The sequence below is a fragment of the Sphingobium sp. JAI105 genome, assembly GCF_015752145.1.
GTDB lineage: Bacteria > Pseudomonadota > Alphaproteobacteria > Sphingomonadales > Sphingomonadaceae > Sphingobium > Sphingobium xenophagum.
In genome coordinates, this window is sequence record NZ_JADOUC010000002.1 from 1,156,769 (window position 1) to 1,175,938 (window position 19,170).

Annotated in this window: 14 protein-coding genes and 1 pseudogene; 5 read left to right on the forward strand and 10 right to left on the reverse strand. The window is 61.0% G+C overall.

The genetic code is table 11. From position 1 onward, the window contains the following. Nucleotides 1-6 precede the first annotated feature (6 nt). A complete protein-coding gene (qhpC, locus tag IWY39_RS22680; RefSeq protein WP_017181228.1) occupies nucleotides 7-366 on the reverse strand; it encodes a quinohemoprotein amine dehydrogenase subunit gamma in 360 nt (119 codons plus the stop codon). Further along, nucleotides 363-1,817, reverse strand: a complete 1,455-nt coding sequence (gene peaB, locus IWY39_RS22685; protein WP_107124798.1) for a quinohemoprotein amine dehydrogenase maturation protein — start codon at nucleotides 1,815-1,817, stop codon at nucleotides 363-365. Before peaB ends, qhpC begins: the two co-directional genes overlap by 4 nt. Before the next feature lie 133 nt (nucleotides 1,818-1,950). On the opposite strand from peaB, the pseudogene IWY39_RS22690 reads away from it, so the two are divergent. Next, nucleotides 1,951-3,282 (forward strand): annotated as a pseudogene (locus IWY39_RS22690) (IS4 family transposase); the annotation flags it as partial. Here the strand turns inward: IWY39_RS22690 and peaA are convergent. The 6 genes from peaA to IWY39_RS22720 form a co-directional block, all read right to left on the reverse strand. Beyond that, complete coding sequence (gene peaA / locus IWY39_RS22695) at nucleotides 3,240-5,087, reverse strand: quinohemoprotein amine dehydrogenase subunit alpha (RefSeq protein ID WP_331274493.1); 1,848 nt, start codon at nucleotides 5,085-5,087, stop codon at nucleotides 3,240-3,242. The pseudogene IWY39_RS22690 and the gene peaA sit on opposite strands and share 43 nt — an antisense overlap. Before the next feature lie 282 nt (nucleotides 5,088-5,369). Beyond that, entirely contained in the window at nucleotides 5,370-7,553 is a 2,184-nt protein-coding gene (locus IWY39_RS22700) for a xanthine dehydrogenase family protein molybdopterin-binding subunit (protein WP_107124796.1), read from the reverse strand. Continuing rightward, nucleotides 7,550-8,002 (reverse strand): (2Fe-2S)-binding protein, encoded by a 453-nt coding sequence (locus IWY39_RS22705; protein ID WP_107124795.1) that lies wholly within the window; start codon nucleotides 8,000-8,002, stop codon nucleotides 7,550-7,552. Before IWY39_RS22705 ends, IWY39_RS22700 begins: the two co-directional genes overlap by 4 nt. A 139-nt stretch (nucleotides 8,003-8,141) precedes the next feature. Continuing rightward, the gene (gene rsgA / locus IWY39_RS22710) at nucleotides 8,142-9,173 is read right to left on the reverse strand and encodes a ribosome small subunit-dependent GTPase A (protein WP_107124794.1); all 1,032 of its coding nucleotides are present in this window, start codon (nucleotides 9,171-9,173) and stop codon (nucleotides 8,142-8,144) included. A gap of 52 nt (nucleotides 9,174-9,225) precedes the next feature. Further along, on the reverse strand, nucleotides 9,226-10,725 hold the full coding sequence (locus IWY39_RS22715; RefSeq protein WP_107124793.1) for a UxaA family hydrolase: 1,500 nt from the start codon (nucleotides 10,723-10,725) through the stop codon (nucleotides 9,226-9,228). Between the two features lie 67 nt (nucleotides 10,726-10,792). After that, nucleotides 10,793-11,575: an N-formylglutamate amidohydrolase gene (locus IWY39_RS22720; protein ID WP_107124792.1), complete on the reverse strand. Its 783-nt coding sequence runs from the start codon at nucleotides 11,573-11,575 to the stop codon at nucleotides 10,793-10,795. 214 nt (nucleotides 11,576-11,789) lie between these two features. On the opposite strand from IWY39_RS22720, the gene IWY39_RS22725 reads away from it, so the two are divergent. From IWY39_RS22725 to IWY39_RS22740, 4 genes are all read left to right on the forward strand, one after another. Then, on the forward strand, nucleotides 11,790-12,617 hold the full coding sequence (locus IWY39_RS22725) for a transglutaminase-like domain-containing protein (RefSeq protein WP_107124791.1): 828 nt from the start codon (nucleotides 11,790-11,792) through the stop codon (nucleotides 12,615-12,617). A 111-nt stretch (nucleotides 12,618-12,728) separates the two neighbouring features. Beyond that, nucleotides 12,729-13,181: a PA2169 family four-helix-bundle protein gene (locus tag IWY39_RS22730; protein ID WP_017181237.1), complete on the forward strand. Its 453-nt coding sequence runs from the start codon at nucleotides 12,729-12,731 to the stop codon at nucleotides 13,179-13,181. Between the two features lie 207 nt (nucleotides 13,182-13,388). After that, complete coding sequence (locus IWY39_RS22735) at nucleotides 13,389-14,537, forward strand: extracellular catalytic domain type 1 short-chain-length polyhydroxyalkanoate depolymerase (RefSeq protein WP_107124790.1); 1,149 nt, start codon at nucleotides 13,389-13,391, stop codon at nucleotides 14,535-14,537. 437 nt (nucleotides 14,538-14,974) lie between these two features. Continuing rightward, complete coding sequence (locus tag IWY39_RS22740; protein ID WP_196871720.1) at nucleotides 14,975-16,120, forward strand: FadR/GntR family transcriptional regulator; 1,146 nt, start codon at nucleotides 14,975-14,977, stop codon at nucleotides 16,118-16,120. Nucleotides 16,121-16,136: 16 nt separating this feature from the next. Here the strand turns inward: IWY39_RS22740 and glpK are convergent, their stop codons facing one another. Next, the gene (gene glpK / locus IWY39_RS22745; RefSeq protein WP_107124788.1) at nucleotides 16,137-17,630 is read right to left on the reverse strand and encodes a glycerol kinase GlpK; all 1,494 of its coding nucleotides are present in this window, start codon (nucleotides 17,628-17,630) and stop codon (nucleotides 16,137-16,139) included. Then, entirely contained in the window at nucleotides 17,630-19,120 is a 1,491-nt protein-coding gene (locus IWY39_RS22750; protein ID WP_107124787.1) for a glycerol-3-phosphate dehydrogenase, read from the reverse strand. The genes glpK and IWY39_RS22750 overlap by 1 nt, the downstream gene beginning before the upstream one ends. Between the last annotated feature and the right edge of the window lie 50 nt (nucleotides 19,121-19,170).

Sequence of the window (19,170 nt, forward strand, 5' to 3'; positions counted from 1 at the left end):
CGGCCCTCATGGGAAAACGAGATCGAGATTGCGCCAATCCTTGGTCGCGGTAGCGCAGTTACTGGCCCAGTCTGGCGAATAGTTGACATGATCGGGCACCTGAACCGGCCAGAAACAGGTGACGTAGCAATCATAAATATCGCGCTCGACCGGCTGGCACAGCCCCGCCGTCCCGCCACTGGCATCGACTTCCCAGCCAGGGGAAAAGGAGAGCGAACAACCCATCGGCACATGCGGACGCGGCGTCTGCTGAAGGGCGACGACATCCTCCTCCATGTCCGCATCAGGGGAAGCGGCTGCCTCCATCTGCGTCACGGCCTCGTCGATCCGCTGCGCCTTTTTATTGATGGCGCGAAGATGCTTCATGACAACCCCTTTCTTTCGGCAAAGCGTTCCAGGAAGCCCGGATTACGCACCGACAAAATGCCGTAGATACGCAGGCAGGTGTCGGTCCACTGGCGTATCCAGTCGCAATAGTGGAGGTTGGCGTGGCCGGTATCGCCATAGCGGACAAATGCTTCATGATGGCATCCGCCCGCACAAAGCGGCCGCGCCCAGCAGCTCTGGCAGTCATATTTCGCCTGGACATGCCCCTTGGCCAAGAAATCGCCCTGCTTGACGCGGTCTATGCCGCTGGAGACATGCCCCATGCTATGCGTGTCAGCGTCCGTGAAGCGATGGCAGGGCGACAGGTCGCCCGAAGGACTGACCCCCATGAGGCCCAGCCCAGCGCCGCAGGGGTGCGATTTGTTGACGCCTGAAATCAGCTCGCTGATCGTTTCGCTAACATTGGTGAAGCCGTGCGACTCCCCGCGCAGGGCATATTCCAGCCACTCGTCCGCTAGGCTGTTGAACTGCGCCAGCACGCTATCCATGCCGTTGCCGTCCAGAGAATAGGCGCGCGTCTCCCCCGTCGTCACCGGCGCGAAGCCGACCTCGTGGAAGCCCAGATCATCCTTCAGATGGCGGAAGATGCGGACGACATCGGTCACACCTTCGGTCAGCGTCACCCGCGCGGTGATCGCCCGCGTCTTGTGATGCGCGATCAGCGTGCGCAGGCGCGGCTCGATCACCGCATAGCTGCCCTTGCCATTCTTGAAGACGCGATGCTTGTCCTGCAATTCCGGCGGGCCGTCCATCGATACGGTCACGCCGATGCGATTGTCCGACAGGAAGGTGACGATCTCAGGCGTCAGCAGCGTTGCATTGGTCGTGAGGCTGTAGGTGATGTCCTTGCCGGCTGCGTTCGTAGCTTCATTGGCGTAGGCCACAACATCGCGTAACAGCTTGAAATTCATCAAGGTCTCACCACCAAAGAAGGTGATGTGCACCGACTTGCGGCCGATTGCCTCCGCGATCAGCAGATCGACCGACGCCATCGCCGTTTCAAGCGTCATATATTTGGGTTTGCCCGCTGGCGTCGCGATCTTGTCCGCGCCGAATTCGTAACAATAAGTGCAGGCCAGATTGCATTGATTGGTGACGTTCAGCACCAGCGCCTGCAACGGAAAGTCCGCCGGAGGAGCCTGGGGCGCCTCTGCAACCGGCATGGCGTGGCCCAGATGGATGAGCCGCGCCTGCCGCAATTCGCGCACCAGCCCATCGGCTTCTTCCGCCGTGCTGCCTTCGGCTACCAATTCGCGCACGAGCGCTGCGTGGGTAAGTTCCTGTCCATCAAGTCGGCCCAGAACCCCACGAACATGGGTGTCAATTTCGAAGATGGCGCCCGCGCTTACCAGATAGACGAATTCGCTGCCGCCTGCATCAAAGCCGTGATATTCCGCCCGGCGATAGGTGGGTGCCTGCATCACGGTCATTGCGACACCTCCGGTTGATCTTGCTCTTACCCACAAGTGGTCGCGTGCGTGATTCGGCCTGCCGCGCGCCCATTGCGTGGCTGGAATCACCCATGATTCATTCTCCGGCACCTTTGGATAGTGAGGTGCCGGGATGGAACATAGCTGGGTGGACAAGGAAACGGCCGAGACCAATTTGGGTGATGCGCGGCTGAACCGACGACTTGGAGCGATGCTTGAAGCACTTGAACAGCGCCCTGGGCAATCTCTGCCGACGGCTTTTCAGGACTGGTCGAATACTAAGGCCGCCTACCGGTTCCTCTCGAACGAGAACGTGAGCGAAGACAAAATCCTGGAAGGGCATTTTGCAGCATCCGCCTTGCGCATTCAGGCAACCGAAGGTCCGATCCTCATCTTGCAGGACACCACCGAATTCAATTTCAAGCGCGCGGATCCGGATAAGATCGGATTTACGAAAAGCTCGACTGGTCGCAAGTTGAAGGATGGCCGGTTCCAGAAGTTCACGATCTGCGGCCTTCTGATGCATGTCAGCCTTGCGATTACGCCAGATGGACTGCCGTTGGGTCTCACGGCGGCGAAATTCTGGTCACGCTCCAAGTTCAAGGGAACTGCAGAGCTCAAGCGCAGGGTCAATTTGACCCGAATTCCCATCGATCAAAAGGAAAGTATCCGTTGGCTTGATAATTTGCGCCGGTCTACCGAATTGGCTGGAGAGCCGGGGCGATGTGTACATATCGGAGACCGCGAAAGCGACATTTACGAGCTTTATTGCTTGGCTGAAGAGCTCGGTACCAAATTCCTCGTGCGCAGCTGCGTCGACCGCCTGGCTCAAGATGGCAAGACGACCATCGCCCAAGTTATGGAAAGGACGCCGTGCAGCGGGACCCACGAGATCCAATTCCGCGATGCGAAAGGCAAGGAGCAGCGGGCAGTGCTATCGATACGATATGCAACAATGACGGTCCGGCCTCCAATCGGAAAACAGAAGAAATACATAAACCAAGAGCTTCAGATCATCCATGCCGAAGAACTCAATCCGCCGGAAGATCGCGAACGGATTCACTGGAAGCTTATAACTAATTTGCCTGTCAAAAACCACGCCGATGCCGTGCATAAGCTTGACTGGTACTCCAAGCGCTGGAAGATCGAGACATTCTTCCGGACCCTGAAAACCGGGTGCCGGATCGAAGAACTTCGCCTGACTACGATCAACCGCTTGGCCAATTGTATCGCCTTGTGCTGCGTCGTTGCCTGGCGCGTGTCATGGCTGACGATCCTGGCTCGTGAGGCTCCAGAGGCCACGCCTGCTGCCGTCTTCACCGAAACGGAGCGCAACCTTCTCGATAGCTCGACGCCAAAGTTGAGACGCGCGCCATCCCGCAACCTCGCATTCTATGTCAGAGCCGTCGCAAGGCTCGGAGGCTACCTGGACCGCGCGTCTGACCCACCACCCGGCACGACCGTCATATGGAGAGGAATGACGCGACTCGCCGATCTCGTTGAGGGAGCTCGAATCTCGAGGCCCCCAGCAGGCACTTGTGGGTAAGAGCAAGCCGGTTGATCCCATTTCTGATAGGCTGGCACGGCGACAACCATGTAGGACCGGGCGGTCAACGGCTTGCCGAACTTGTCCTTTTCGACCTTGGCCGTAGCCACGACCCAAATATCGCCATAATTATTGCGACCAAAGCGGCGGGCGGGGTTCGGCCCTTCGCTGTTGGGAGTGAAGAGCGCGGCGGGACTGAGCGTGCCGACATATTTGGCGTCATCATCATAATAGACCGCCAGATATTCCTGGGTCGACCAGGTGACGTCGACAGGCCCCACTGCAATATCGTCGGCCGTCCCCTGCTTGCCGTCGATGCCATTTTCGAAGCCTGTCGCCTCGAACTGGGCGTAGCCTTTGGGGAATTTGATCCCGCCCAATCGCGACAGAGCGGTTTCCGGTGTCACCTTGATATAATCAATCTTGCTGTAGACCGGGAAAGCCTGTTCCAGCACCGCGCCACCGACCGCGACATTGCGCTGTCCCGACGCCGCCCCGGCGGCGACGTCAGCCATCACCACCAGTTCCTGTGGGCTGGCCGACAGTATTTTCGTCGCGGTCACGCCCATGCCCAGATCAATGTTGGCGGGCGTAAGCGAAGCGGGCAGATTGTGCCCGACGATGCGGAACTGCGCGCCCTTGGTCCCGGCCTTCACCGGACCGGGGATGACGGCCAGCACCGCTGGCGCAGCCGTTGCGCGGGTCAATTTCACGTCCAGCCCGAACTCCTGATAATCGCCCCAATACCAGCGCCCCACCGCACTTTGCTGGTCCGGCGCGAACCACATTGTTTCGCGCGCAGCGCTGCCCAGATCATCGGGCCTGCCAGCGACGGCCGCGCCTTTTGACGATCCGCGCCAACTATAACCGGCGTAGACGATGCCCGCCCCGCTGCGGTTCACCGACGCTCCATTGTTGAGCGAGCGCAGCACACTGCTGGTCAGGAATTCGTCCGCTGCCTTGCCGGGCTTGATACTGAAGCTGCCCACGAAACGCCCCTGCCCCGGCGCCGATGCCACGACCAGCCATTCGCCCGCCAGACGCGGCACGCTCTGGCGCGATCGCCATGCGGCCCATTCGGGCGTGTGCAGCGGCGCGGCCTTCGCCAAATAGCCAAGCGCATATTCGCCGCGCAGCATCTTGTCCTTGGGATCGCGGCCCGCCGGTTGCTCGCTATCCTCGGCCGGGCGTCGATATTGAGCGTCCGCCTGCGAATACATGGCGACATGCAGATCCTGTAACTGCTTCCATTCCAGCTTCGACCGCCGCCAGGACAATGGCTGGGCAAAGCTATGGCAGGCAGCGCACGCCCCGCGCATGGTTTCGTTGGGGATATTGGTCTCGTCGATCATCCGCTTTTCGGCCAGATACATGACCGGCAGCGCCTCTTGCGGGGCCAAGCCATGCGACGAAGAGAGGGATTTAACGATAGCGCGCGATTCTTCGGGCGTGATCGCCAGGCCATTCAACCGGACCATACGCTTGATCGCCTGAGACCAGCCTTCAGGCGTGGTGCGGACCCAGCTGATCCGCGACAAATTCCCCTTGGCATCGGGCGCGTGGCAGGTGCCGCATTTTTCCTTGACCAGCGCGTCTGCAACCGGGATCCCCGGATCGCTTTCCTTCATAAGCGCGCCATCCGGCCCGCCATCGGCCTGCGCGAACAGGATCGATGTAGAAAACAGCGCCAGCAACCCGAATTTCGAGACCGTTACCCGCTTCACCCCGTTTCCCCCACAAGCACCGTAAGATGCGCGAAACCCAAGCTTAGGCAGACGCACACCGTGCGCTATCGTCTCGGAAACGTATGGCGTAGTGGAAATCCGCCATAGGAAACTGGACAGCTATCAAGATTTTTTCAAACGGGCTGATCGGCCGCTTCCGACCCCCAATCGCGATACTTGCGCGAAGGGGGGGGCACGCCGATCCCGGCATGACAGCATCCTGAAATGGCCGCCCGGAATCAGTCGCGCCAAAACCCATCGCGCTACCCGGCCGGGTTGTTTTCAGACCAGCATCTCGGCCGTCACCGGAAGTGATCTGATGCGTTTGCCGGTCGCGGCGTGGATGGCATTGACCAGTGCGGGAATGACTGGAGGCAGCGCGGGTTCGCCCAGGCCCGTCGGAGGGTAATCGGTCTTGACGAATTCGACATGGATGGTTGGCGTGTCGGGAATGCGCTGAAGCGGGTGGGTATCGAAATTGGCCTGCTCGATCGCTCCGGCGACCTGGGTGATGGCCTGCCCGGCGAGCGCCTGCCCCAGCCCTTCGATCACCGACCCCTGGACTTGGTGCAGCGCATTGATGGGGTTGATGATATGGCTGCCGACATCGCCTGCAACCCAGACCGTCCTGACTTTCGGCACGCCATCGGCAACGGCTACTTCCACCACTTCGGCGAAATAGCCGGCATGGCTGTAATAAAAGGCAAAGCCTTTGCCCTGCCCTTTGGGCAACGCCGTGCGGTTTGCCCAGTCGCCCATGGCCAGCGCCTTTTCGATCACGCCCCTTGCGCGCGCTGTAACGAAGGGAGGGCGATTGGCTCCCTGACTGACCTGCGCAGTCTTGGACAGGAGTTCGAGCATCAGCGTAGGCAGATCCTTGCCCGCCGCCGCCGCGACCTCATCCATGAAAGCCTGATAGACGAAGGCCAGCGCATTGGAGCCGGGGGCGCGCAGCCAGCCGGTCGGCATGTTGGTGGACAGGAAACTTTGCTCGAACAGCACATGGTCGATCAGACCCGCGGGCAGTTCACCGGGTGACAGTTCGGCCGACCGCACGGGCTTGCCATCCTTGCCAAAGGTGATGAAATGATCGTGGAAGGCAGTCAGTGCCCCATCCTTGTTGAGCGCGGCACGGAAGCCGTGCCAGCCTGCCGGGCGATAGAAATCGCGGCGCATGTCGTCAGCGCGGGTGAAGAGCAGTTTGACTGGTACGCCCGGCACTTGCGCGGCGATGCGCGCCGCCTGCACCATATAGTCGTTCATGAGCCGCCGCCCAAAACCGCCGCCGATACGGGAGAAATTGATGCGGATCTTCTCCGGCGGCAGGCCCAGCGCCTGGGCGACCAGTCCGCGCCCGCTCTCCGGATTCTGGGTCGGCGCCCAGATTTCGATGGCGCCATCCTTGAACAGGGCCGTGCAATTTTGCGGCTCCAGCGTGGCATGGGCGAGAAAGGGGTAGCTATAGTCTGCGGTCACGACCTTGTCCGCCGACGCGAAGGCGCCATCGACATTGCCAGTGCGGACGATATTGCCGTCCGCCTTGCCCTTCGCACGGGTCGCGGCCTGCGCGGCATAGCCCTGGGTCGAAAAGCCGGTGACCGCACTGTCGTCCCATTCGACTTTCAGCGTCTCGCGCGCCTGATTGGCGGTCCACCAGCTTTTGGCGAGGATCGCGACACCATCATAGCCGGATTCAGGGGTGCCATCGCCCTTGATCGTCAGCACATGGGCAATGCCGGGCAGCGCGCGCACTGCGTCCATATTGGCCGATTTGAACGTGCCGCCAAATGCCGGGCAGGTTTCCAGTACAGCATGGAGCATGCCCGGCAGCTTGACATCGATGCCGAACAGCGGCTTGCCCGCGACGATGGCAGGCGTGTCGACACCGCCGACCGACTGCCCGATGATATGGAAATTTGCCGGGTCTTTCAGTTTGAGCGTCGTGGGATCGGGGGCTGGCAGCTTCGCCGCTGCGCCTGCCAGTGTGGCGTACGGGATCGACTTGCCGGTTTTGGGGTCGGTCACCTTGCCGCTGCCGGTCGTCAGCATCTCTGCCGCAACGCCCCATTGGGCTGCTGCAGCGGCGACCAGCATCGCGCGCGCCGCCGCTCCAGCCTGCCGCATGGGGAGCCATTCACGCGGGGTCGTCCGGCTGCCACCCGCGCTCTGCCCGCCGAAAATCTTGGCGTCGGCATGGGTTTGTTCGATGCTGACCTGCGCCCAGTCGACGTCCAGTTCCTCAGCGATGAGCATCGGCAGCATCGTCTTGGCGCCCTGGCCGATTTCAGCATTTTTCGCGCCGATGATGACGCGATTGTCCGGCAGGATGCGGATGAAGGCGTTGATGATGACCGGCGTGCCGTCCGCCGCCTGCGCGATCGGCACGGCAAAATCGAACAGCAATCCGCCGCCCGTGATCAGTGACGCGGAAATGAACCCGCGGCGGGAGAGTGTCGCGCGGCTCATGCTGCGGCCGCCTTGATCGCGGCGCGGATGCGGACATAGGTGGAGCAGCGGCACAGATTGCCCATCATCGCGGCGTCAATATCCTCGTCGGTGGGCTTGGGCGTCTGGCTGAGCAGTGCGGTGGCGCTCATGATCTGCCCGGCCTGGCAATAGCCGCACTGAGGGACGTCCTGGGCGATCCAGCTGGCGGCAATGCGCTTGCCAACGTCAGTGGCTGCCGCGCCCTCAATCGTGGTGACCGCTGCGCCCTTCACATCGCCCAGCAGGGTCTGGCACGACCGCACCGCCTGTCCGTCGACATGGACGGTGCACGCGCCGCAAAGCCCGGCGCCGCAGCCGAATTTGGTGCCGACCAGGTCAAGATCCTCGCGCAACACCCATAGCAACGGCTTGGCCGGATCACCCTCCACCTGCCGCGTCTTGCCATTTACCGTCAGACTGATCGCCATGCCGCCCACCTTTGACTATGTCGCGCGCATTAGATGCTGATCTGCACCCATCTGTCCAGTCGGTTCAGCGATGGGGCGGCGCGCGCTGCGCTTCTTCGATCATTCGTTGGACGGGGATGAACCGCGCAACCAGCACATCCTATTTTCGCCTGGCCGCCGCCGCTGCAAGACGGTCAAGCGCGCGGCGTTCTGCCGGGCTGGCGCTATTATAGGCTTCCTCCGCAACCAGAGCGCGCCAGCGATCCAGGCGGGTGGGCGTCAAGACGCCATTTGCGATCGCCATTTGGACCGCGCAACCCGGTTCGCTGTTGTGGGCGCAGTCCGAAAAGCGGCACTGCTCGGCCGCCTCGACAATGTCGGCGAACACAGCGGCAAGGCCCGACGCCACATCGGTAAGCTGCAATTCGCGCATCCCCGGCGTGTCGAGCAGCCAGCCGCCATGGTCCAGCCTATGCATTTCCCGCACTGTCGTGGTGTGCCGTCCGGTGTCGTCGGCTGTGCGGACGGCCTGGGTCGCGACAGTATCAGAGCCGCGCAATGTGTTGACCAGCGTGGATTTGCCGACGCCGGACGATCCGACAAGCGCGACCGTTTGACCCATGCCACACCAGCGCGACAGGCGGGCGGCGCTGGCGGGGTCTTTGCCATTGATGCTCTCCACCTCCAATCCCGGCTGCAAATCGCGCGCCGCCGCTGCAAAAGCCTCTGGCTTGTCGGTCAGATCGGTCTTGGTCAGGACGATTACGGGATGAACCCCTACGTCGCGCGCCAGGATCAGATAACGCTCCAGCCGGGAGATGCTGAAATCCTGATTGCAGGAGGCGACGATGAACAGCGTATCGACATTGGCAGCGATCAACTGCGTTTTCTGGTCACCACCTGGCGCGCGCCGTTTGAACAGGTTGGCGCGCTGCAAGATGTGCGTGATCTGGCAAGTGGCGCTGTCGACAAGCACCCAGTCGCCGACGGTGGGATGATCCTCCGCCGCCAAGCCGTCGCCAAAGCCGGGCTGAATGTCTCGAGTCCCACCCTCGCCAGCGACCACGATCTTACCGCGATGCACGGCCATAACGCGAAACGGCCTGGACGCGCTATCGCCCAATTCTGACATTTGCGCGCTGAAAAACGGGCGCCAGCCAAGCTCATCCAAGGTCTTATCAACGGAGTCCATAATTGCTGCATGCCGCTCAAATGGCGGTTTGTATAGGGACGCCTTGCAGCTGTTACAAAGTGACGCCGCGTTTCCAGATACCGATTGAACGCTCATCATTGCGTTCGTTGCACGCCGGTTCGCCGCTGGCGACCGCGATGATGCGATCCAGCAACGCGCTGGCCGCTGCGTCCATGCCATGGGTCAGGACCATACCTGCATCAAAGTCGATCCAGCCTGGCTTGGCCGCCGCAAGGGCAGAGTTGGAGGCGATCTTCATCGTCGGCACAGGGCTGCCAAGCGGCGTGCCGCGGCCAGTGGAAAACAGCGTCAGTGTCACTCCTGCCGCCGCCAATGCTGTCGTCGATACAGCATCGTTGCCCGGTGCCTCCAATATAGTCAGGCCTGTCCGGGTCGCGATATGGCCATAATCAATGACATCGACGACGTTAGAGAGCCCACCCTTCTGCACCGCGCCGAGCGATTTTTCCTCCAGCGTGGTGATGCCGCCTGCAATATTGCCTGGACTGGGATTTTCGGAAACCGGTTCACCATGGTCCAGAAAATAGCGTTTGAACCGATTGACCACCCGAGTCAGCCGATGGAAAACAGCCTCATTTTCCGCGCGCACAAGCAGCAATTGTTCCGCCCCGAACATCTCGGGAATTTCGGTCAGGACCGCGGTGCCACCCGCCTGCGTGACCGCATCGGCCATCCGGCCGATCAGGGGGTTGGCGGTCAGGCCGCTCATAGCGTCGGAACCGCCGCATTTGACCCCCAGCCGCAGCGCCGACAACGGTACGGCCTGGCGCACATCCTGCGCCATCCGTTCAGCCAGCGCCTCCAGTGCCGCCTTGCCCGCGGCAAATTCATCCTGCTCGCTCTGCGCCCTTACCGTGCGTATCCGTGCGCGCATTTCCCGCGGAATCCGGGTCAACATAAGGTCGAGTTGATTGGATTCGCAACCGAGCCCTAAAATCAGCACTCCGCCAGCATTGGGATTTTGTGCCAGTGCGGCCAGGATCGCGCTCGTGCCATCCAGATCATGCCCCAATTGCGAACAGCCAAAAGGATGGTTGAATGCATGAACGCCATCGACATGATCGCTAACCAGCCCCTCCCCCCAGCGCGCCAGTCGTTCGCCCAAGCGTCCGACACAGCCCACCGAGGGTAAAATCCATATTTCGTTGCGGATACCGACACTGCCGTCCTGCCGCACATAGCCCATAAAACCGGGCTGCGTATCAACCAGCCTTTCGACCGTCTCAACAGGCTTGGCCACATAATGATAGGCCAGTTCGCCGCGCAGCGCGGTTTTCACATTGTGGCTATGCACATGTTGGCCAACGCCGATATCCCGTGTCGCCACCCCGATCGGGGCACGATAGCGGCGGACGGCGCTGCCTGCAGTTATGTCATGGACCGCAAATTTGTGGCCCGGTGCAATCGCGTCGACAAGGGTGACTTGGCAGTCAGCCAAGACGACCACCTGCCCTGGCACGAGCGGCGTCAACGCAACGGCTACATCATCGTCCGAGGCGACTTGCAGCGCCATGATTTCTGGGTCGGGCATGGGTCGTGCCTAAATCGTTGCCAGCGCTAGCACAAGTGCAATTGACGGCCAGTATCATGCCGGGACACTATTCACTGATACGCAGTAAAGCTGCTTCTGCGGCGCGGCGCAGATGGTCGGCCCAGATGTTTTGCCCTTGGCTATCGCCGATCAAATCCTGCCGCACTTCTATTTCCGCATAGAAAAGGTCGCGGGCAAACGCATGGAAAGGCACGGTAAAGTCGGTCGCGTCCATGGCATAGGGCACATTGTCCCCCACCGCCAGGACGCCGTCATCCCTTAACGTAGCCAGCATGGCATGGGCAAAATCGGTACGGCCACGACAATGCAGCACACCCACATCCCATGGTCGGGCGATCCCGTCCATGACCGGCGTGAAGCTGTGCAGCGACAGCAGGATGGTGTCGCGCCCGGACGCGCATCGCGCCGCAATCATGTCGCTGATCGCCCGATGATAGGGTGCGTGGATCGCCGCCACCCGCGCGGCGCGGGCCGTCGCATCCAGCGCTTCATTGCCATTGATACGGCTCCCGTCGGAAACTGCCGGGATCGCATCGTCGCGCACGGGATCGCGATTGCAATCGATGACGAGGCGCGAATAAGTCTGGTACAGAAAGGCCGCATCGAGCCGTTCGGCCAGCCTATGTCCCATTTCATGAACGCCAATATCGATGGCAATGTGACGCCGCCGGTCGGCAGCGCTCAGGCCAAGGTCGCCCAATGCAGCCGGAATGGCCGCTCCTGCATGATCGCCGATCAGCAGGAACGGGGAAGCGCCTGCTGCGTTGAATAGCCCGAACGGTGCCGGATCGTTCAGGTCCAACAATGCATCCGTCCCGTCTCCGGCCATCAGGATATTTCCCCATGCCCAAGCCGAAGACCCTTTTTGTTATCCGTCATAGCGGTCGGCACCGGGGTTTCCTGCGTAGTCATACCATCCTGATGCGCTTGCCGGAGCCATTTGGCCAGCGCCCCGGTCTGCACTGATCCCCGGCCCGCGTCGCCCTGCCCCAAACAATGCCATTAACGGCCGCTCCGTCGGCACCTTGAGGAAAGTCCCGTCCATGCTGATCCGTTGCGGATATGACATCAGATTTGAAACACAGAATAAGACAGCCATCATGGCGCTGCTCAGCCTGCACCCCTCCCGACATCTCGACTTGCGCACGCCCCAGCGGTTGCTGGCCGACCCGGATGTTCCGCTCTATCATTTTGAGGACGGGTTTGGAAATGTCGCCACGCGCCTCACCATTCCCGCAGGCGGCGTCACCCTGTCATGCGATTTCGTGATCGAGGATAGCGGGTTGGTGGACGTTCCCGCCCCCGACGGTCCGCATACGCCGGTCGAAGAATTGCCCGATGCGGTAATGCCTTTCCTGCTGGGCAGTCGCTATTGCGAGACGGACCGGTTGATGGCGGTCGCCTGGGGCAATTTCGCGCATTACACGACGGCCAGGGCACGGGTCGATGCGATCGTCGATTTCGTCCACAACCATATAGAATTTGGCTATCATCATGCCCGGTCGGACATGACCGCCTGGCACGCCTTTCAGGAACAGCGGGGCGTGTGCCGGGATTTTGCGCATCTGGCCGTTACCCTGTGCCGCTGCATGAACATTCCCGCGCGCTATTGCACCGGTTATCTGGGCGACATCGGGGTCCCGCCGGTCGACGCACCGATGGACTTCAGCGCCTGGTTCGACGTCTATATCGACGGCAACTGGTACACACGCGACGCCCGCCACAACCAGCCACGCATAGGCCGCATCCTGATGGCGCGCGGACGCGACGCTACCGATGTGGCGCTGACCACGGCATTCGGCCCGACCAATCTCGTCCGGTTCGACGTCCATACTGACGAGGTGCAATCGGCCGGCGAAAAATCATACTGATGGAGGTTAAGCCGGGCATAATCGATGCGACTTTCCGGAGGGATCGTCGTTGATGGACCAAGCAGTCGCCCGACGCCGGGGTGACTGCCACCCCCACAGGAGGAAATCCCCATGTCCGACAACAGCCACGATATTTCGACCCTCAACAGCCTGATCGCGACGACGATCGACAGCGCCGATGGCTACACCGAAGCCGCCAAGGACAGCGAGAATAGCCGCTTCACTGCCCTGTTCACCAGCCGTGCTGGCGAACGGCGCGCCATTGCCACCCGCTTGCAGCAGCAGGTCGCAGCGCTCGGTGGCAACCCGGAAGATGACGGCACTCTGCTGGCAGGCGCCCATCGCATGTTCCTTAACCTCAAGTCGGTCGTGACGGGCAATGATGACAAGGCGATCATCAACGAAGTCGAAGCTGGCGAAGATCATATCAAAGCCAAGTTCGAGGATGCGCTGGAAGACAGAAAGCTGAGTCCAGCCGTACGCGACCTGGTTGAAACCAGCTATATGTCGGTCAAAGCTGGCCATGACGAGATGCGCGACATCAAACATTCGATGCAGCATTGATGCTGGGGCGGCGGGGGCAACCTCGCCGCCTTTTTCGTTACCGGAGACCTGGACCGGGACAATGTCCGCCCGTCAGCGGGCGAACCTGAAAATTTTGAACTTTGACCTTGCCGTAGCGGTGTCGATCGCCATATTGTGCAGTGCAACATAATCCGCCGCCGATTATCATGGCCAGCTTGGCCACTCTTCAAGGCCGGAGGTCATTTCATGAGAAAATTGTCCGCGAATATCGCCCAGTTGGTGGCCATGCGCGCCGCCGCAGGTCCGACAATGGAGGCAAGCCAGCCGGGCCGATTGCGGGAGGTTGAATCCTTCGGCACCAATCCCGGCGCATTGAAGGCGAAATGCTACATCCCCGCGCAGATCGCTCAAAAGCCGGCACTGGTCGTCATCCTGCACGGCTGCACCCAGACTGCGGACGGCTATGATCATGGTGCTGGATGGTCACAGCTTGCCGATGATCATGGCTTCATCCTGCTGTTTCCAGAACAGCAGCGCTCCAACAATCCCAATCTCTGCTTCAACTGGTTTTCCCGCGCGGATAATGTCCGCGACCGTGGCGAAACATTGTCGATCCGCCAGATGATCGAAACCATGATCGACGCCCATGGGATCGACACATCGCGCATATTCATCACCGGCCTGTCGGCTGGGGGCGCGATGACCTCGATATTGCTGGCAAGCTATCCGGAATTATTCGCTGGGGGCGCGATCATAGCCGGGCTGCCCTTTGGCGCGGCCTCCAATGTTCAACAGGCGCTGGAGGCAATGCGCGCGCCAGACACACTCTCTGGCGACCAGCTTGGTGATCGCGTACGAAGCGCGTCCGATCATGCCGGTCCCTGGCCGCGCATTGCGATCTGGCATGGCGCGGCTGACCAAACTGTCAAGAGCAGCAATGCTGACGCAATCCTGGCCCAATGGCTATCGGTTCACGAATTGGACGAAGCACCGAGCTCGACTGAGGATATTGCCGGTCATCGCTATCGCATCTGGCACGACGCAAAGGGTCGCGCTCTGATCGAGGATTATCGCATCGCAGATATGGGCCATGGCACGCCGCTTGCCACCACCGGCAATGACGCATGCGGAACACCGATGCCGCACATGCTGGAAGCCGGTATCTCCTCCACACGACGGATCGCGGCGTCATGGGGCCTTCTGAACGATCAAAAGGTCGTACAACGTACAAAACCAATGGATCGAGCAACAGCAAAAACGCCCAATTCGCTTTCAACGACCAAGGCAGAACTTGAAACCCTATCGTCGGCCAAGCCGGCACGAGCCGCCGCGACCAAGGGCAGCGTTCAGAAGATTATCGAGGACGCGCTGCGGTCGGCAGGTTTGATGCGCTAGTACCAACAACAAAACATGCAGCTGTAAAAGCTCTGGTGGGCGATCTGCGTAGCGCGTGATTGAGATGTTTTTCGGGACAATAGGCAGTGAGGCTGGTCTTGCCAGCGGAACTGCGTATCCACGAGCTGTATCCATCGCCCGCCAAGGCAATATTAGCGGATATGTCTGATCTTATCCGTGTCGAATGTTCCGCGGATGTTTCGGCTCAGCCAGATTGCCAGTTGCGCTGCACTTCAGTTTGATCACACCTGGTTGAGAACTGCGCCCGCCTGCCTACTCAAGCCGCGAGAGGCCAGTTCTTTGTCCGATTTTTGTGGCTTTGCCCTGCGTATGACCTTAAACATTCAACGCAGCTAATATCAGAAAATTGTTCTGGATGCTGATCGGCAAGGTTGGGGATGGAGAGCGATCTGACCGTTTCGTCATTGCCTGACACAATGACAGGACCGGGATTTGACAACCCGCAGCGCGCCAGAGCGCGAGAGCTGTTCAGGCGGGTCATCAACGAACATGCCGATGCGCTTTCCAACTCTTCGTCGATCGCAGACAGAGTTGAGCAATGGATTTGCAACGCTCCCCTGCCGCATCGACCCATTACCGAAAGCGTTCTTTCAAAGGAATTTGGCGTTGGTCGCAGGATTGTGCGGCAGACCAGTCGCATATTACAGCAACGCGGTGTCCTTGCTCCGCGCCGCGGTGGGAACGGCCTGGGCGGGCTTTGGGTCACAGCGCCGAGTTTGGGGGAAACGGTTGCCAAGGCCGCCGACGAACTGCGTCTCGATCAGGCCCATAATGTCCTGAACGAAGCAGCGCATTGGCTTGCGCCATCACTGGCCAGCCGGAACGACGCCCTTTCCGAGATGGTGCGTTCGTTACTGCGCTTTCAGGGTGTTAGGGATGCAATGCCGGCGCCCGACCGGAGCGACAATCTTGCCGAATGGCTTGCCAACCTCTTGCTCGGAAAAATTTCCGTATCGCAGGACCGGGACATTTTCCTGGGATCACTTTCCGACATCAGCAGCGACTATGGCGTAAGCCTTGAGGTGGCGGTCGAAGCTGTACGTATCCTTGCCGATGCCCGGATCGTGAAGGTCCGCCGCGGCAGAGCGGGAGGCGTTTTTGCCAGCGCGTCGGGAACAGGATGCGCGCTGCATGTCGCCAATGCGTATTTAGCCACACAGCGTGTTTCCACTGCCGATTGCCGGGAGGTGCTTGACCAGATCAATACCGGCATGATCGAACTTGCGCGGCAAAGGCGCACATTGGAGGGGCTGAACCGTATCCGGTACGCGTTCGTTCAGATGCAGCAGGCCAACAATGGCACCGCCCTTGGCACAGCCTGGTACAGCTTCATTCGCGAAATTGCCGACATGGCAGCCAATCCCCTGATGCATTTCATGGCCAGAGCGCTCGCGTCTTCCATTCTAATGCGCCGGACTCGCAGCGCCGCACTGCCCGACGACGCTGCGCGCGAACTATTGTCGGCAAGCGTCCAGATTCTGGATCATCTGGACGATGCCTGCCAGGCCCCGATCGTAGCGGCACAATCTCGCTGCCAGAAGGCGCTGGAGAATTATTGGTAGGACCGCCGGAGCCTGCTCATTCCACGTTCGTACGGTGCCTGGTCCTGGCCACCGCGTCACGCCACCCCGCAATCAGCCGCGCGCGTTCGGCGGCTGCCAGAGCCGGTTCGAACACCGCATCCCTGTTTGAAGAAGATGGCGTGTCGGCCAGCGACGGCCAAATTCCTGCTGCCGTGCCAGCAAGAAAGGCCGCGCCAAGCGCTGTGGATTCGACATTGTCCGGGCGCCGGACCGGCGTTGCCAGCACATCGGCCAGAAATTGGCAGAGCCACGCGTTATGCGCCATGCCGCCATCGATCCGGATCAGATCGGCACAAAGCCCGGTATCTTCGCGCATCGTGCCGATCAGTTCTTCGCTCTGATACGCGACCGCCTCCAGCATTGCTCTGGCCACATGCGCCGCGCCCGTGCCCAAAGTCATACCGCACAGGACAGCGCGGGCCTGCGAGTCCCAATGCGGTGTACCCAGCCCCGCGAACGCAGGGACAAGATAGACCCCGCCATTATCCGGAATAGTGCGGGCAAGTGTTTCGGTTTCAGCGGCCGAGGCGATGATGCCGAGCCGGTCGCGCAGCCATTGCACGCCCGCCCCTGCCACGAATATGGACCCTTCCAGCGCGTAGCAGGTCTGTCCCCCGACACGGTAGGCGACGGTAGAAAGGAGGCGATGACGCGATCGGCTGATCGTGTCGCCAGTGTGCATCAGGCCGAAGGCGCCGGTGCCATAAGTGATCTTGACCTGACCGGCTTTCAGACATCCCTGCCCGATCAGCGCGGCCTGCTGGTCGCCAGCCATGCCCGTAATCGGCAACGCCTGTCCCAGGACGGCTGCGTCGACGGTGCCGAACAGGGCGTCATTGTCCATCACTTGTGGCAACATGGCACGGGATAAGCCGAACAAAGCGCAAAGTTCGTCCGACCAATCCATCCGCTCAATATCGAAGAGCAGGGTGCGCGCGGCGTTGCTGGGATCGGTTGCGTGAACGCGGCCATCCGTCAGCCGCCACAACAAATAGGTGTCGATCGTCCCGAAGGCCAATTTGCCCGCCTCTGCGTCGCCCCGCAAACCCGGCATGGTATCGAGAAGCCAGGCCAGTTTGCTGGCCGAGAAGTAGGAATCAAGCAGAAGGCCGCTGCGCGCCGATACTTCCGTTTCCACGCCTTCCCCGATCAGGCGTTCGCATAAAGCCGCGCCACGCCGATCCTGCCAGACGATCGCGGGATGAACGGCCCTGCCGGTCTCCCGGTCCCACACCACAAAGGTTTCCCGCTGGTTGGTGATCCCGATGGCGACAACGTCAGTTCCACCTTCTGTGGCCTGCGAAAGAGCCTGCCGCGCGGTTGCCACCACATCGCGCCAGATCGTCTCCGGATCATGCTCCACCCAGCCGGTCCGGGGATAGGATTGGTGCAATTCGACCTGCGATCGCGCTACGATTGCGCCATCTTGGCCCACAATCAGTGCGCGGGTCGACGTCGTGCCCTGATCGATTGCCAGCACCGCCTTCATCATGACGCTCCCATTTTGGTGCTCAGGTAGGATTCCAGGCTTGCCACCTGCGCGGCGGAAAGATGCAGGCCCAGCTTGCTGCGCCGCCAGAGTATGTCGTCAGCCTTTCGCGCCCATTCCTGCGCGATCAGATAATCGACCTCGCATGCGGTCAGGCCATGGCCAAAGTGAATGCCGCAATCCTGCAAACCCTGCGCGTCGCCCAGCACGAGCCAGGCGCGCGTGCCATAAGAGGCGACGAGCCGCTCCGCCCAGCCGCGCTGGAGGAAGGGATATTGCGCGATGAGTTCGTCCACTAGAGTGGCAGCCCCATCCATCGGGAAGTCGCCGCCGGGAAGGGCCACGCTGTCGGTCCAGCCGGGGCCTGCGAGTTCCGATATCCGACTGGCCAGGAGGTCGATCACCGACTGCGCGAGATGGCGGTAGGTGGTAAGCTTGCCACCGAACACGCTGAGCAAAGGCGCGCCATCGATCGCCTCCGACAGATCGAGCCGATAACCGCGCGTCGCCGCTTCCGGCCGGCCCGATCCGTCATCGATCAGCGGGCGAACGCCAGCAAAGCTCCACACTATGTCGGCGGGCGTGATCTGCTTGCGGAAATAGCCGTTCGCGCCCTCGCAGAGATAGGCGATCTCGGCGGCATCGGGCTTGATGTCGGTCAGTGAACCGCTGTGGTCGGCATCGGTCGTGCCGATCATGGTGAAATCCTGCTCGTAGGGAATGGCAAAGAAGATGCGTCCGTCGGGGAGCTGGAAGAAATAGGAAAAATCATGGTCGAACAAGCGGGATACGACGATGTGCGAACCGCGAACCAGTCGCATGCGATGGCTCCCACGCTGGCCGGCGAGGTCAAGCACGTCAAGCACAGCCGGCCCCCCGGCGTTCACCACGGCGCGCGCCGCATATTGCGTGCCATCGCCTGCGCGGATGCGCCAGACGCCCTGCGCCCGCTCAAGACCGACAACAGGCGTATGCGGCAGGACGGTTGCCCCTCGATCAGCCGCATCGCGCAGGTTAAGCACAACCATGCGGGCATCGTCGACCCAGCAATCCGAATAGGCAAAGGCCGTGCGGAAACCATGTTTCAGCGGCTTTCCAGCCTCATGTGTCCGCAGGTCAAGCGTACTGGTCGGCGGTAGCTTTCGGCGGCCGCCAATATGGTCATAGAGGAACAGACCAAGCCTTAGCAGCCATCGCGGGCGCAGGCCCGAACGGTGCGGCAACACGAAGCGCATCGGTCGAACCACGTGCGGGGCGATCTTCCACAGGCGTTCTCGCTCCGCCAGCGATTCCCGTACCAGCGCAAATTCGAAATGCTCAAGATAGCGCAGACCGCCATGAATGAGCTTGGTCGATGCCGAAGAGGTACCGCGGGCTATATCCCCTGCCTCCATGACAAGGACGCGCAGGCCTCGTCCCGCAGCATCGCGCGCGATCCCCGCGCCATTGATGCCAGCGCCAATGACCAGAATGTCGTACATCGCAGGCATGCCGTGTGGAGGGTTGGCTGGGGGCATGTTCGGATTTATCGCTGAATCTG

Bases quoted from the DNA above. Each gene is read 5' to 3' on its own strand.
- IWY39_RS22725 (WP_107124791.1), top strand. From the start codon at position 11,790: ATGCTGATCCGTTGCGGATATGACATCAGATTTGAAACACAGAATAAG.
- IWY39_RS22705 (WP_107124795.1), bottom strand. From the start codon at position 8,002: ATGGCGATCAGTCTGACGGTAAATGGCAAGACGCGGCAGGTGGAGGGT.
- IWY39_RS22730 (WP_017181237.1), top strand. From the start codon at position 12,729: ATGTCCGACAACAGCCACGATATTTCGACCCTCAACAGCCTGATCGCG.
- glpK (WP_107124788.1), bottom strand. From the start codon at position 17,630: ATGAAGGCGGTGCTGGCAATCGATCAGGGCACGACGTCGACCCGCGCA.
- IWY39_RS22720 (WP_107124792.1), bottom strand. From the start codon at position 11,575: ATGGCCGGAGACGGGACGGATGCATTGTTGGACCTGAACGATCCGGCA.
- rsgA (WP_107124794.1), bottom strand. From the start codon at position 9,173: ATGGACTCCGTTGATAAGACCTTGGATGAGCTTGGCTGGCGCCCGTTT.
- IWY39_RS22740 (WP_196871720.1), top strand. From the start codon at position 14,975: ATGACAGGACCGGGATTTGACAACCCGCAGCGCGCCAGAGCGCGAGAG.
- qhpC (WP_017181228.1), bottom strand. From the start codon at position 366: ATGAAGCATCTTCGCGCCATCAATAAAAAGGCGCAGCGGATCGACGAG.
- peaB (WP_107124798.1), bottom strand. From the start codon at position 1,817: ATGACCGTGATGCAGGCACCCACCTATCGCCGGGCGGAATATCACGGC.
- IWY39_RS22700 (WP_107124796.1), bottom strand. From the start codon at position 7,553: ATGAGCCGCGCGACACTCTCCCGCCGCGGGTTCATTTCCGCGTCACTG.
- IWY39_RS22715 (WP_107124793.1), bottom strand. From the start codon at position 10,725: ATGCCCGACCCAGAAATCATGGCGCTGCAAGTCGCCTCGGACGATGAT.
- IWY39_RS22750 (WP_107124787.1), bottom strand. From the start codon at position 19,120: ATGCCTGCGATGTACGACATTCTGGTCATTGGCGCTGGCATCAATGGC.
- IWY39_RS22735 (WP_107124790.1), top strand. From the start codon at position 13,389: ATGAGAAAATTGTCCGCGAATATCGCCCAGTTGGTGGCCATGCGCGCC.